10 protein-coding genes are annotated in these 14,455 nt (G+C 70.4%); 6 read left to right on the top strand and 4 right to left on the bottom strand.

Annotation, left to right across the window (positions count from 1 at the left end; translation table 11 throughout):
* On the top strand, nucleotides 1-285 hold a 285-nt coding region (locus AB8Z75_RS19270), incomplete at its 5' end, for a hypothetical protein (protein WP_369203618.1).
* Nucleotides 286-352: 67 nt separating this feature from the next.
* Here AB8Z75_RS19270 and AB8Z75_RS19265 read toward each other — a convergent pair.
* The 3 genes from AB8Z75_RS19265 to AB8Z75_RS19255 all read right to left on the bottom strand — a co-directional run bounded on the left by AB8Z75_RS19265 (nucleotide 353) and on the right by AB8Z75_RS19255 (nucleotide 2,108).
* Nucleotides 353-838 (bottom strand): peptidase inhibitor family I36 protein, encoded by a 486-nt coding sequence (locus tag AB8Z75_RS19265; protein ID WP_369203616.1) that lies wholly within the window; start codon nucleotides 836-838, stop codon nucleotides 353-355.
* A gap of 236 nt (nucleotides 839-1,074) precedes the next feature.
* The gene (locus AB8Z75_RS19260) at nucleotides 1,075-1,284 is read right to left on the bottom strand and encodes a DUF397 domain-containing protein (RefSeq protein ID WP_369203614.1); all 210 of its coding nucleotides are present in this window, start codon (nucleotides 1,282-1,284) and stop codon (nucleotides 1,075-1,077) included.
* A complete protein-coding gene (locus tag AB8Z75_RS19255) occupies nucleotides 1,266-2,108 on the bottom strand; it encodes a helix-turn-helix domain-containing protein (RefSeq protein ID WP_369203612.1) in 843 nt (280 codons plus the stop codon). Before AB8Z75_RS19255 ends, AB8Z75_RS19260 begins: the two co-directional genes overlap by 19 nt.
* 272 nt (nucleotides 2,109-2,380) lie before the next feature.
* Between AB8Z75_RS19255 and AB8Z75_RS19250 the strand changes: the two genes are divergently transcribed.
* The 5 genes from AB8Z75_RS19250 to AB8Z75_RS19230 all read left to right on the top strand — a co-directional run bounded on the left by AB8Z75_RS19250 (nucleotide 2,381) and on the right by AB8Z75_RS19230 (nucleotide 13,658).
* Nucleotides 2,381-2,707 (top strand): hypothetical protein, encoded by a 327-nt coding sequence (locus AB8Z75_RS19250; protein ID WP_369203620.1) that lies wholly within the window; start codon nucleotides 2,381-2,383, stop codon nucleotides 2,705-2,707.
* A 509-nt stretch (nucleotides 2,708-3,216) separates the two neighbouring features.
* A complete protein-coding gene (locus AB8Z75_RS19245; RefSeq protein ID WP_369203610.1) occupies nucleotides 3,217-7,137 on the top strand; it encodes a DUF6079 family protein in 3,921 nt (1,306 codons plus the stop codon).
* Nucleotides 7,134-10,100: a BREX-2 system phosphatase PglZ gene (pglZ, locus tag AB8Z75_RS19240; RefSeq protein WP_369203608.1), complete on the top strand. Its 2,967-nt coding sequence runs from the start codon at nucleotides 7,134-7,136 to the stop codon at nucleotides 10,098-10,100. Before AB8Z75_RS19245 ends, pglZ begins: the two co-directional genes overlap by 4 nt.
* A gap of 49 nt (nucleotides 10,101-10,149) precedes the next feature.
* Nucleotides 10,150-11,472: a BREX system ATP-binding protein BrxD gene (gene brxD, locus AB8Z75_RS19235; protein WP_369203607.1), complete on the top strand. Its 1,323-nt coding sequence runs from the start codon at nucleotides 10,150-10,152 to the stop codon at nucleotides 11,470-11,472.
* Complete coding sequence (locus tag AB8Z75_RS19230; protein WP_369203605.1) at nucleotides 11,469-13,658, top strand: DEAD/DEAH box helicase; 2,190 nt, start codon at nucleotides 11,469-11,471, stop codon at nucleotides 13,656-13,658. The genes brxD and AB8Z75_RS19230 overlap by 4 nt, the downstream gene beginning before the upstream one ends.
* Before the next feature lie 29 nt (nucleotides 13,659-13,687).
* On the opposite strand, the gene AB8Z75_RS19225 is transcribed toward AB8Z75_RS19230, so the two are convergent.
* Entirely contained in the window at nucleotides 13,688-14,179 is a 492-nt protein-coding gene (locus AB8Z75_RS19225) for a phospholipase (RefSeq protein WP_369203603.1), read from the bottom strand.
* Nucleotides 14,180-14,455 lie beyond the last annotated feature (276 nt).

Genomic DNA, 14,455 nt, shown 5'->3' with positions numbered 1-14,455 from the left:
GGGTGGGACCACAGCGAGCAGGCGTACGCCATCGACGCCTACCTCGCCGCTCACCAGGAGCTGACAGGAGAGGAACTGGCGCCGTTCCTCGCGGGGCTGCTGGAGCTCCAACCGTGGCTGGACCAGTGGCACGACGAGTTCGATGCCACGTTCGGCGCCTCGCCGGCCGCCTTCTTCCGAGGCGACCGCCAAATGGCACAGGGTGGGAACGGCCTGTCGGACGACGACCTACGCGCGTGGCGCCCGGCCCCCGCCACACGCGGGCGTCGCCCCGCAAAGAAGTAGTAGGGCAACGGCTCTCTGTTCCGCTGCCTCCAGCGGGACAGAGAGCCGTGTCTCTCCGGGTGTTACGTCACAGCCCCCGCGACGCGTAGTCGTAGCGGTCGTTGTAGCGGACGCGCGTCTTCCAGCCTTCGAACGGCTCGAAGGGGTCGAGCTGGTGCGCTTTCGCGTCCTTGAGGAAGTAGTTGCCGCGCTCGCAGCCACCACGCGCCTTGAACGAGGAGACCTTGTTCTTCCAGTACTTGGTGAAGTTGAACTTCTTGCAGTGTGACGCGGTGGTGCTCCATTGCGCCATGGCGCCCTTGTAGTTGATGCGCTCGTACACGCAGTAGTACCCGCTCTTGCAGGAAGCCGCAGTGGCCGACATCAGCACGCGCACTGTGCCGTTCTCGTAGGAGATCTCGTTGTTGCTCACCTTCTTGCCGCCGGGCACCGCTGCCATGTAGGCGTTGACCTCTGCCGAACTGGAGGCAGCCTGGGCCGGAAATGCGGTGAACCCACCGGTGACGAGGGCGCCGGCGCCGATGGCGATGCCGGCCTTCTGCAGAGCCTTCATAGAACGTTTCCTCCCGTTTGCGTGCCGAGGCAGTCGGCACTCGGAAGAAGCTACGCACCCCAGTCCGGGTGGGCATCCAGCACAGGTTGATTTCTGCATCAGCCAAGCGCGGTAGCCCAGGGGCATGGCCCGTCCTGGTACTACGGCGCTGGTTGACCTGCTCGGCCAGGCGGCAACGTGCAAGCGGCCCCACGCAGTCGTCCTGCTCGGGGCCGCCTCACGTCGCGTCGTCAGCGTCAGGCGCCCAGCTCACCAGTCTTCACGGCGGACACGAACGACGCCCACCCGGCAGGCCCGAAAGAGAGCACGGGGCCGTGCGGGCTCTTGCTGTCACGAACGGGAACGACAGGAGCGAAGTCGTCGGCGACCTCAACGCACGCACCACCGTCAGAGTTGCTGTAGGAGCTCTTGCGCCAAGAGACGGCGCTCAGGTCGAGGGATCGCAAGGTACTTCCTCCAACATCCGCAGGACGAACTTCCGCGACTCGGCCGGGGTCAGGGCCAGGTCACGTACCGCATCGTAAGCACGTTGCAGTCGTTCGACCGGCCCGTCTTCCTCGATGAGCTCACCTCGGTAGACGTTCTCGGTGTACGCCACCGTACGCCCGCCCGGCACGCGCAGGAACCACACGTCGGTTCCGTCCAGTCCGTACAGACCCGCGCTGAAGGGCAGAACCTGGACTGTCACATTCCCCCACTCCGCCACCTCCCCCACGTACGCCAACTGCTCCCGCCACTCCCCCACATCGCGCAGCGGCGTCCGCAGTGCCGCCTCAGACAGGATCGCCCGGAACGGTGGCGCGTCGTCGCCCTCCAGCAACGTCCGCCGTCCCATCCGAGCCTGCACCTGCTGATCGAGTTCCTCGCCCTTCAGCCCACCCGCGGCCAGCACCTCCCTCGCGTACCCGGGGGTCTGCAACAGTCCCGGCAGCACGCTCACGGCGAAGTGCCACAGGCTGGTGGCCTTGGCCTCCAGCGCCATGTACCGCCGGTACCGCTCGCGGAACTGGGTCTGGTCGTTGATGGCCAGCTCCCACAGAGCCAGCAGCAGGCCCGGTGTGCCGTGGTAGTGGTCGAGCGCTTCGACGACCTCGGGCCCGCCCAGCGTCTCGCCGTTCTCCATCTTCCCGAACAGGGACCAGTCCCAGCCGAGCTTCTCCCCCAACTGGCGCAGGCTCTCTCCGCGCTGGATCCGCAGTGCCCGCAGCTCCTCCGCGAACCGGGCGCGGGGTTCGCGACTGCGCCCGGTGACCGCTCGCCTCGTCGGCATCGTGCACCTCCGTGCAACGTGTGGAATCCGTGGAACGTGTGGAACGTGTGCCGACCTGCCGGGGAATCACCACCGGTCCGCGGTGTGCGCAGCTCAGCCGGGGACGCATTCTCGTAATGCACCCCTCACGCACGGTAGTTCACCGGGCGCGCCCAGGGTACTGAATCCGCATATCGAGCGATAAACGGAGCACATCGATGACCGACCCGCACCCCCCGCAGCACCGCGGCACCCACGACCGCCCAGACGCCACGCGCCGCGCGTCGGCCGAGCTGAGGGCCTGGACGGAAGGCAGGGCTCCGGCGGAACCGGTGAGGGTCCGAGAAGCGGTCGCGGCGAGGGACGCCCTCGCCGAAGCACTGACCCGCGCGGGCATCCAGCTCCCGGCCATGGACGTCCGCACCCCGTGGCGCGACGCGGTGGGCGACCCGGGCAGGTCCGACAGCCCGGGCCTCGCCGGGAACGAGGACCTCGGAGACACCACCCTCGACGTCGACTCGCGTACCGCCGCGCGCTACGCCCTCATCCACCTCGGCGTCTGCTCGGCGCCAGTGGCCTTCGCTCTCGCCGCGGTGGTCGCGCGGGGTGCCGGGCGGTGACAGGCCACGACGATCGCGACACGCCGCAGGCAACCCCGCCGGCGACCGGCCCCGCAGTACCCACTGTGGGTTCCGCTGTACGCGATCCCGCACGCGACCGTGTCGGCGTCGTCATGGCCGCAGAAGGGCCCCACCTCCAGCTCCGTCCGCTGGGCGGTGGCTGCGAGTGGGACGCGGACCCCGACCGCGTCCAGCTCCTCACCCATGCCGAGCTGCTGAGCGCCCGCGTCGCGGAAGTGAACGCCCGCAGTCGCGCCCGACTGGAGTCGGGCGGGTTATCCGCGACACCGCCTCCCCGCGCCTCACCGTTCACCGGCCCGAGCTCGCACGACGACGGCAGGTGACTGTTTCTCACCTCCCGGTGTCGAGCGGCCACTTCCCTGTCGGACAATATGCGTGAGGCACCCGCAACACCCCACGCAGACGAACATCACGCACAGCCGACAGACGTGAGTGGCACGGCCACGGCCCCCAGCGTGCCCGGCGCCGGAAGGAGAACGAGACCCTCGATGGCTCAGGCCCACCAGTCGCAGGCACCCGCGCCCCTGCTCCGCGACGTCATCGACATCAAGGAGTCGATTTCCACTTCGGACTTCGTACTGCAGTTGTCCGAGGCGACGACGCCGCAGGGCGCCGAGCGCGCTCTGCACGACTACGTGGTGACAGAGCGGCTGTTGGAGAACTTCGATGAGGCGCTCGGCCTCATCAGGTCCGCGCTGGACGGGCACACCTCCAAGGCGGCGTATCTGCACGGTTCGTTCGGTTCCGGTAAGTCGCACTTCATGGCCGTGCTGCACGCGCTGCTGAGCGGCAGCCCGGCTGCCCGTGGTCGGGGAGACTTCGATCCGGTGCTGACCAAGCACGAGTGGCTCGGTACGGACGGGAAGCGGTTCCTGCTGGTGCCGTACCACATGCTCGGGGCGAAGGCCATGGAGCAGCGGGTGCTGGGCGGTTACGTCAGTCACGTCAAGAAGCTGCACCCGGAAGCGCCGACCGCGCAGGTCTACCGGACCGACGCGCTGTTCGACGACATCCGGGCTATGCGGGCACGGATGGGGGACGAGGCCGTCATCAACGGGCTCACCTCCTCGGACGACGCGGGAGCCGACGAGGACGACGAGTGGGGCGAGTCCTTCGCCTGGCAGTCGACGCTGCTGGATACCGCACTGTCCGCCGAGGAGGTCCACGAGTCGGGTCAGGCTCTCAACCTGGTGTCTCCGTCGACCCCGGCGGAGCTGCGGGCCCGCCTGGTCCAGGACGCGAGCACGCATCTGCTGCCGGGGTTCGCGAAGAACGCCACGGAGGACGAGCACGGGTTCGTTTCCCTGGACGCGGGGCTCGGCATCATCGCCGAGCACGCCAAGTCGCTGGGTTATGACGGGCTGATCCTCTTCCTCGACGAGCTGATCCTGTGGCTGGCCACGCTCATTCACGACCAGAAGTGGGTGGCTCGCGAGGCGGGTAAGATCACGAACTTCGTGGAGGGCGGGGACGCGCGCCGCGCCATCCCCGTCATCTCCTTCATAGCCCGGCAGCGGGACCTGCGGGAGCTGGTGGGCGAGGAGGTGTCGGGCGCGGCGGAGTCGTCCATCCAGGACACCCTCAACCTGGCGTCCGGCCGGTTCGACAAGATCACTTTGGAGGACCGCAACCTGCCGCAGGTCGCGCACGCCCGTCTCCTGCAGCCGAAGGACGGCGAGGCGGCGGCCCTGGTCACCGCGTCGTTCGAGAAGACGCGCACCGTACGCCGGCAGGTGTGGGACACCCTTCTCGGCTCGGACCACGGTGCGGACGGGATCGGCGCGGACGAGGAGAGCTTCCGGCTGACGTATCCGTTCTCACCGGCGTTCATGGACACGCTCGTCCATGTCTCCTCGGCCCTGCAACGCAACCGGACGGGTATGAAGCTGATGGGGCAGCTTCTCGCCAACCACCGGGACGAGCTGCGGCTCGGTGACCTCATCCCCGTCGGCGACCTGTATCCGCTGATAGCCGACGGGGGCGACAAGCCGTTCACCGACAGCCTCAAGGTCGTCTTCGAGGCCGCCGACAAGCTGTACAAGACCAAGCTGCGGCCTTACCTGCTGGGCACCTACAACGTGTCTGAGGAGGACGTCGAGCAGTACACCCACCGGGGCCCCGACAGCATCACCGACCCCGATCTGCGCGGGCGGGTCAAGACGTTCGTGGGCGACAACCGGATCGTCGGCACTCTGCTGCTGTCCTCCCTCGCCCCCAGCGTGCCCGCTCTCGCAGACCTGACGATCCGCCGCCTGTCCGCCCTCAACTACGGTTCCGTCGCCTCGCCGATCCCGGGGCGCGAGGAGGGCATCCTCAAGAACAAGGTCGCCGAGTGGGCCGGCCGCTTCCCCGAGATCAAGGAGACCGGCACCGAGACCAACCCCGGTGTCCGTCTCGAACTGTCCGGCGTGGATGTCGACTCCGTCATCGCGAACGCCAAGGTCAACGACAATCCGGGCAACCGTCAGGCGCTCGCCAAGCGACTGCTGTCCGAGGAGCTCGGTGTCGAGCACGGGCAGCTCGCCAGCCGCGTGGACTTCGTGTGGCGGGGCACCGGCCGCACCGCTGAGGTGGTGTTCGGGAACGTCGCCGACGTGGACGAGTTGCCGGACCACGAGCTGATGCCGCAGGAGGAGGGCCTGTGGCGCATCGTCATCGACCTGCCCTACGACGAGAGCGAGTACGGCCCCGTCGAGGACGTCAACCGGATGCAGCGGCTGCGGGAGCAGCAGCAGGACGAGCGATCCCGCACGGTCGCCTGGCTGCCCACACACCTGTCCGGGCAGCGGTACGCCGACTTCTGCCGCCTCGTCGTCATCGACAAGGCCCTCGCCGACGAGCAGCGTTTCGACACGCAGTACGCAGGACACCTCAACGCCGACAACCGGGCCCGCGCCAAGGGCCTGCTGGAGACCCAGCGGGAGTCCCTGCTCAAGAACGTGAAGGCCGCCTTCAAGCAGGCGTACGGCCTCGCGGACAAGAAGGCGACCGACGTGGAGCTGGGCTTCAGCGACCACCTGCAGTCGCTGCGCGAGGTGGACGGGCTGACGCTCTCCTTCGGCCAGTCACTGCGCGACGGGCTGCGCCACATTCTCGGCAAGCTGCTGGCCGGCCAGTACCCCGACCATCCGGATTTCGACCCCGACCACACGGGTGCGCCGGTGAAGACCGCTGACGTGCGCAAGGCCTTCGTCCACGTGCGGGCCGCCGCGGAGGCCCGGGACGGGCGCACCGAGGTGCCGGCAGCCGACCGGAAGGCGATGCAGCGCATCGCGGGGCCGCTGCGGCTGGGACAGCAGAAGGAGGCGTACTTCGAACTGTCCCTGTACTGGGCCGACCACTTCCGGCAGCTCGCGCGCGAGCGCGGTACGACGGGCGACCTCAGTGTGATCACCCTCACCGACTGGACCGACCGGCCGCAGCCGCGCGGGCTGCCGGAGTACCTGGCCAGGCTCGTCGTCGCCGCGTTCGCCGAGATGGACGACCGCGTGTGGGTACGCGCCGGCATGCCGCTCGATCCCGCGCCCGAGCTCTCCCAGATCAAGGACCACGACGCGCTGCGCAGCCAGCCGCTGCCCTCCGAGGAGGACTGGGAGACGGCCCGGCACCGCTTCGCCACCCTCTTCGGCCAGCCCGCCCCCGCCCTGCGCCGCGGCCGCATCGTCAACCAGTTCGCCCGTCAGATCAGCGAGACGGCACGCAGCCACCAGGAGTCCGTCACCGATCTGGTGGGGAGGCTGGAAGAGCACGCGGCGTTCCTGCAGCTGGACGAGACCGACGAGACCGGGCGGCTCGCTCTCGCCCGGCGATCCGTGGACCTGCTCAAGGCTCTCGCCCAAGCAGGAGGTCAGGGGGCGGCGGGGGCCAAAAAGACGGTCGAAGCGCTGGCCGTCTTCGACTTCGGTGACGTCAGCGCCGACCGCTACGGCACCTCGATCACACGGGCGGGTGCCGTTGCCCGGGCCCTGACCGCGGCGTCCTGGTCCACCCTCGACCTCGCCGCCAGCGAGGGCCCGGAAGGGCAGGCCCTGCTGGACTCGCTGCGCAACGTGGCCCGCCACGACCAGCGGAAGAGCGACCTGTGCGCGGCACTGGAGCGGGCGCAGAGCGAGGTGCTCGCCCTGGTCAAGCGCAATCGGGCCGTATCCCCCACCGAGCCGGAGCAGAAGCCCGCGGGCCCGAGCGGGGCGGGAGACGTACCACTGAACACGGTCACCAGCGATCCGCGTGTGCCCGAGCGACCGACCCCTCGGTCGGGTTCCGCCGGAGCGGGCACTCAGCGATCGGAGGGCATCCGCACCACCACCGCCGCCCGGGCCGCCGAGGAACTCCGCGCCGAGCTGGCCGCGCTGTCACAGGCCGAGCCGGACGCGACCATCGAGATCACCTGGCGGGTCATCACCTCATGAGTGCCTCGATCACCTCGGTGGCGGCACGGCTGAACGTCGCCACTGTCACCCAGTACCTCTCATCCCAGACGTCCCTCACACCCGCCCTCATGGGCAGCGACAGGCGGCGAGCCGTGCTGCTGCGCTCGGCACCCCAGTGGGACGGCCCCGAGCGGCCGTCCTGGGGCGACGGGTACACCGCGCACATCGCCGCCGCGCCGTCCCCGCTCGCCGTCCACGAACTGGTTCTCCACCACCTCACGGCACCGGCCGACGACGAGGAGGGCCCCGCGGTGCTCGTCGTCCTGACCGACCGCGAGCAGGGAGAACTCGACCCGTCGATCCTCGCTCGCACTCACAAGCGGCGCATCGACACCGTCGACAGCTGGGACGTCGTGCGGGAGGCGTTCGGTGCCGAGCAGTTGGACCTGCGGCTGCGCGATGCCAACTGGGCAGCCGAGGCGCTGCTCGACGCCACCCCACCCGGCGGGTGGCCCCCGCTGTCCGGGGGCATGCTGTCCCGGCGTACGGCGCTGGCATCCCTCGCGCTGCGCCGGTTGCGGCTCGGCCGGTACGGCGAAGAGGCGGGTGGCGACCGCGGTACCCGGATGAGCGACGCCCTGGACATCCACACCCTGCTGGGCTGGTCGCTGACCCCCGGCGGCCCGGAGCGGCTGCTGGAACTGCGCGGCCCCGAACGAGCGGGGCTGGCCGGCTTCCTGGGCGAGGAAGGACAGGCCGGCTTGGCCGGGCAGGCGCTGATGGCCTTGGTCGAGGCGGAACACGGTGCGGAAGCCGTGGCGTTCGGCCTGGTGTGCGGCGCGCTGTGGCGGCACGCGCTCGCGGACGCGGAGACCTATGTGGCGCGTGGCCGTGCCGAGCGCTGGTTCGGAGAGAAGCCACCGGCCGTGGGAGAGGAGTTCGACGCCCTTGCCGCCGTGTTCGGGCGGGCCTGCGAGGAGTATGTCAGTGTGCTGCTCACGGCCGCAGCCGCCCGTGACGGAGCCAGCGACACACACCAGTCGCGCGAAGCCCGCCGGAGCAGCGACACCGTCCTGGAGCGGGCGTCCGTCCTGGCCCGCCAGTTCGGCGCCGAGCCCGCCGCCAGGACGAGTCCCCTGCTGTCCTGGGGGCTGGAAGCCAGGTTCGCGGCCGTCGGCCGGGCGCTGCGGAGAGGCCGGCTGGGCCCGGTGGCGGAGGCCGTACGCAGCTTGCGCGACCACAAACGTGCCGGGGAGTCCCAGGCGCGGGCCCGGGTCGAGCGGGCCCGTATGGGGCAGCGGCTGGCGCAGTGGCTCGAGAGTGATCCCGCTGTCGGATGCGACACCACAGCTCGCGGCATAGAGCGCCACCTCGCGGAGACCGGGTGGGTGGACCAGGCCCTCGAACACATCGAAGCCGGTGGGGACCCCGACCCCGACCTCAAGGCCGCGTACGACGAGATCGCGGTGCGGGCACGCCGACGGCGGCACGGGATAGACCAGGAGTTCGCCCGCGCCCTCGCCACATGGACGGCGGCCGGGACGCCCCCAGGCACCATGCTGACAGTGGAGACCTTCCTCGACAGGGTGGTCAAGCCGATCGTCCGGGGCGGGGACGGACGCCGCGTCCTGCTGCTCGTCCTCGACGGCATGAGCGCCGCGATCGCGACCGAGCTAGGCGAGGAGATCCGCACCTCGTGGGCCGAGTTCGACCCTGTGCGCGAAGGCACCCCGCGCCGCAGGGCCATGGCAGCCGCGCTCCCCACCGTGACAGCGGTCTCGCGCACCTCGCTGTTCGCGGGCGCGCTGACACACGGGTCGCAGGCGGACGAGAAGCGGCTCTTCCCGTCCCACAAGCTGTGGGGCGGCGCACCCGCCACCGTCTTCCACAAGGACGACCTCCGCGCCCCCAGCGCCGGTGAGACCTTCGGCCCGCAGCTCACCGAGGCACTCGCCGACGGACGCACGCACGTGGCGGTGGTTCTCAACGCCATCGACGACAGACTCGCGAAGGAACAGAAACTCGGCGACGGAGCCTGGCAGGTCCAGCACGTCCCCGGCCTCGCCGAACTCCTGCGCGTCGCGGCGGTGCAGGGCATGGCGGTCGTCATCACCAGTGACCACGGGCACGTCGTGGACCGGCACGGCGTCAGGGTGACGGCCGCATCCTCGGAGTTCGCCCGCCACCGCACACCCGCGCCGGGTGCGGATGTGGCGCACACGCCCGCGCCGGGGCCGGACGGGGCGGAGATCGCCCTCTCGGGCCCGCGCGTCGTGTGGCCCGACCCGGGCGCGTCCATCGTCGCCCTCTGGGACGCCGACTCGCGTTACACGGCCCTCAAAGCTGGCTACCACGGTGGAGCCTCCCCGGCTGAGGTCGCCATCCCCGTCCTCGCCTTCCTGCCCTTCGGGGCGACTCCGCCACCCGAATGGCGGGAGTTGGGTGACCAACGGCCCGCCTGGTGGTCATTGGACGAACCCTCCTCACCGCCCGTCCCGGAGCGCAAGGAACCGCGCGCGCCGGCGAGCCAACCGAACCGTCACTCCGCCCCGAAGCAGAAGGCCAGGACGCAGGCGAGAGAGGCCGAACTGGCAGCGACACACGATTCACTGTTCGACGTCGCCCCGGCCCCGGCCGCCGAGACCGACCCGCCACCGCCCCAGGACACCGACCGGGCCACCGCAGCGGAGTCGCTGGTCACGGCGCTCTTCTCCGCCCCCACGTTCCAGGACCAGTTGGAACTCCTGGCACGCAAGCCTCGCGAGCGTGAGCTGGAGAAGTTCCGTCAGGCAGTCCTCGCCCTTCTCGACGCAGGCGGCACCCTGCCGGTGACCGCGCTCGCCGAACGCGCCGGCTCCCCCACGACCCGCGCCGACGGCTTCGCGGCTGTTCTGCGGCAGCTTCTCAACTACGACGGGGTACAGGTTCTGGAGACACTGCGGGACGGGCGCACGCTGCGCCTCCATGCCGACGCGCTGCGGGCGCAGTTCGAGCTGGCGTGAGGAAGAAGGATGCGGCCTCGCTGTGCTGCCCGAATGCGAGACTGACCACGTGACTGATCCACGTGCCACCAGCGTCTCAGCCGTCAGGCGACGTACCGTCATCGGCGCCTTGCGGCGCGGAGCCGTGCCCGACAGTGGGCTGGACCTCCTGGCGACCGGCCTGGGCCGGTTCGAGGCCGCCCTCGACGACGAGTTGCAGGCCGTCGCCTCGGGGGCGTCCGTTTTCAAGGCCGTCCGTGGCGAGTACGGGTCCGGCAAGACCTTCTTCACCCGGTGGCTGGGCGAGAGGGCCAAGCGGCTCGGCTTCGCCGTGGCCGAGATCCAGGTCTCGGAGACCGAGACACCGCTGCACCGGCTCGAGACGGTCTACCGACGGCTGACCGAACGGCTCGCCACCTCGAGCTTCCCGCCGAGTGCACTGCGCCCCGTCGTGGACGCGTGGTTCTACGCTTTGGAGGAGGACGCCCTCGCCGCCGGAGCGAGCGAGAACGTACTGGCCGCGGAAGTGGAGAAGCTGCTCACCGCGCGGCTGACCGAGGTGTCGCGGCACGCCCCCTCCTTCGCGGCAGCGCTGCGCGGCTACCGCTCCGCACTCGCCGAGGGCGACGAGGCGACAGCGGCGGCCGTACTGGCCTGGCTCGGCGGCCAGCCGCACGTGGCCGCCGCGGCCCGGCGCTCCGCGGGGGTCCGCGGAGACCTCGACCACTTCGGCGCCCTCGGCTTCCTCCAGGGACTGCTGACCGTGCTGCGCGACTCGGGGCACCGCGGCCTCTTCGTGGTCCTCGACGAGGTGGAGACACTCCAGCGGGTGCGGTCGGACGCCCGTGACAAGGCACTCAACGCGCTACGGCAGCTCATCGACGAGGTGCACTCCGGCCGTTTCCCCGGGCTGTACCTCGTCATCACCGGGACGCCCGCCTTCTACGAGGGCCAGCAGGGTGTACAGCGCCTGGCCCCGCTCGCCCAGCGCCTCGCCACCGACTTCACCACCGATCCGCGCTTCGACAACCCCCGTGCGGTGCAGTTGCGGCTGCCGGGGTTCACCCACGAGTCGCTGGTCGGTCTCGGCCGCACGATCCGTGACCTGTATGCGGAGGGGTCCTCGTCCCCAGAGCGGGTACGGGGCCTGGTGGATGACACGTATGTGGGCGACCTCGCCCGTGCGGTGGGCGGCGCACTGGGCGGCAAGGTGGGAGTCGCGCCGCGCCTCTACTTGAAGAAGCTCGTCGGGGACGTGCTGGACCGTGTCGACCAGTTCCCGGACTTCGACCCACGTCAGCACTACCAGCTGACGGTCACGCCCACCGAACTCACCGAAGTGGAGCGGAATCTGGCAGCGGCCTCCGCCGACGAGATCGAGCTGGACGTATGACGGCCGGCTCAGCGGGAACCGACGGCCCTGTCGAACGTCCCGACCCGGCCGAACGTCCCGATCCGGTCGAACGTCTCGACCCGGTCGTCCTCCATCACGTGGTCAACACCCTCGGCTGGCCCGACCTCCGCCCGCTGCAGCGAGCGGCCATCGACCCCCTGATGGACGGGGAGGACGCGGTCCTCCTCGCCCCGACGGCGGGCGGCAAGACGGAGGCGGCCTGCCTGCCGCTCCTCTCCGCCATGTCCGCTCAGGGCTGGTCCGGCACGTCGGTGCTCTACCTGTGCCCGCTGAAGGCGCTGCTCAACAACCTCGTCACCCGCGTCCACGGGTACGCGCAATGGCTCGGGCGCCGCGCCCAGCTGTGGCACGGGGACACCACCGAGGCACAGCGGCAACGCATCCGGACAGACCCTCCCGACATCCTGCTGACCACACCCGAATCGCTGGAAGCGATGCTCATCGGGGTCAAGACCGACCACGCCGGCCTGCTGGGGAACATCCGGACCATCGTCGTGGACGAGGTGCACGCCTTCGCCGGAGACGACCGCGGGTGGCACCTGCTGGCCGTCCTCGAACGCCTGCGACGAGTGGCGGGGCGGCCCCTGCAGCGCATCGGCCTGTCAGCCACCGTCGGGAACCCCCAGCAGCTCCTCACCTGGCTGCAGGGGTCCAACGCCGGAACCCGACCGGGACAGGTGGTCGCCCCGGCAACCGCCACGGCGGCCCCCGCACCGGTCCCTGACAGCAGTCGCCCCGCGGGTGAGGTCGAGCTTGACTACGTCGGCTCTCTCGACAACGCGGCCAAGCTCCTCGCGGCCTTGCACCGGGGCGAGAAGCGGCTGGTCTTCTGCGACTCCCGACGCCAGGTGGAGCAGCTGGGCGCCGCACTGCGCGAACGTGAGGTGACGGTCTTCCTGTCGCACGCCTCGCTGTCGGCACAGGAACGGGCCCGGTCGGAGCAGGCGTTCGCCGAAGCACGGGACTGCGTCATCGTGTCCACCTCCACGCTGGAACTCGGCATCGACGTCGGTGACCTGGACCGCGTCATCCAGATCGACTCCCCCAGCACCGTCGCCTCGTTCCTGCAACGCATCGGCCGCACCGGAAGGCGCCAGGGAAGCACCCGCAACTGCCTGTTCCTCGCCACCCGCAAGGACGCCCTCCTCCAGGCGTGCGCGCTGCTCGTGCTCTGGGCGCGAGGCTGGATCGAACCGGTCATCCCACCCCCGCAACCCCGCCACCTCGTGGCGCAGCAACTCCTCGCGCTCGCACTCCAGCAGCACACCGTCGGCGACCACCTGTGGCGAGAGCAGTGGAACGGACTGGCTCCCTTCGACACCTCGGCGGCCCCCATCCTGCGCCACCTGGTGACGGAGGGTTTCCTCGATGAGGACGGCGGCCTGCTGTTCATCGGGCCCGAGGCCGAACGGCGTTTCGGCCGCCGCCACTTCATGGGGCTCACCGCTTCCTTCACCGCTCCGCCCCAGTTCACCGTCCTGTCCGGCCGCACAGAGATCGGCCAGACCGACCCCTCCGTACTGACCGAGGAACGGCCCGGGCCACGCCGATTGCTGCTCGGTGGCCGCAGCTGGCAGGTGACCTTCATCGACTGGGGCCGCAAACGGGTCTTCGTCGAGCCGACGGAAAGCGGCGGCGTCGCCAAATGGACGAGCGGCTCCCTCACCGGGCTGTCGTACACCCTCACCCGCGCCATGCGCGAGGTTCTTCTGGGCGCGGACCCGCCGGTGTCCCTGACCCGACGGGCCGAGGCCTGCCTGGTGGAGTGGCGCCAGACGGACGCTCCCGACCTCGCCCACCCGGGCGGCACCCTGGTGACCCGCAACGGTAACGACGTGCGCTGGTGGACATGGGCCGGCTACCGTGCCAACGCCACCCTCACGGCCACCCTGCCCTCGGTCGCCGACCCCGTCCAGCGACCGACAGACTGCTTCGTGAGGCTCCGCGAGGATTTGACCCCGGACATGTGGCGCACGGCTCTCGCGGCGACCGATGGCGGCGCGGCGCTGGTCCTCCCCGACGTGGACCCCCGTGCGGTGCGCGGCCTGAAGTTCTCCGCGGCCCTGCCCGAGCGCCTCGCGGTCGCGACGGTCGCCGCCCGCCTCGCCGACTTCGAGGGGGCGGCGACGGCCCTGCGTGAACCGGTTCGGTTCCACACTTCGTAGGGCGACGGATGCCTGTTGACGGCCTTCCCTCAGGCAGCCCTCTCCGAAGCGGCCTTGTCCGCGCCCTTGAGGCCGAAGATGTCGACCGCGTGGTAGTAGGTCCACGCCGTCGAGTTGCAGGCGGTCTTCGTGGACCCTGAGTAGCCGCTGCAGACGCGTTTGAGGTCCTCGTAGAAGGCCGAGTCGATGCGGGCCTTGTTGGCGTCGAAGAGGCCGGCCGCCTTGTAGTTGCGGTAGCCGAAGTCGTGGCGGGCGCAGGCGGTCTGGAAGGGGAAGCCGAAGGGGTTGTCGGGCGAGGAACTGCAGTAGTCCGTCGACCAGTCGAAGCCGTAGGCCGACCACTGGCCCTGGTTCTGCCGAGCCGCGTTCCACGCGTTGTAGCTGGAGACGCTGGTCTGCGTCCAGGAGCTGAGGACCTGAAGTTTGTCGGCGGGCGCCGCCGAGGCGGAGCCGGCCGGGACGAGTGCGGCGGGGAGCGCCAGTGCGGCGGCGGCAACGGGTAGGGCGTAACGGCGGCGCATGCAGACCTCCGAGGGAGCGGGCCCGGACGCCCCGCTGGATGTGCGAGGCGTCACCATCGTGACGGACCCGTACGCCGAGCGACAGGCCAACTCGGCGTTCTCCCGGAGGGTTTCACCCGCACGGGCCCCCGCACGGGCCTCAGCACGGGCCTCCGCACAGGCCCCCGCACGGGTTCACCAACACGCGTCCCCCGCCTCTTCCCACGGCGCCTACGGCGCCCGCGGCGCAGGAAGCGTCCGTCAGTGTGCGCCACTCGGGGGCGGGGAGAGGCGGGG

Origin of the sequence: Streptomyces sp. PU-14G, assembly GCF_041028275.1 — a bacterium.
Lineage (GTDB): Bacteria > Actinomycetota > Actinomycetes > Streptomycetales > Streptomycetaceae > Streptomyces.
This window is presented reverse-complemented; position numbering and strand designations above follow the sequence as displayed.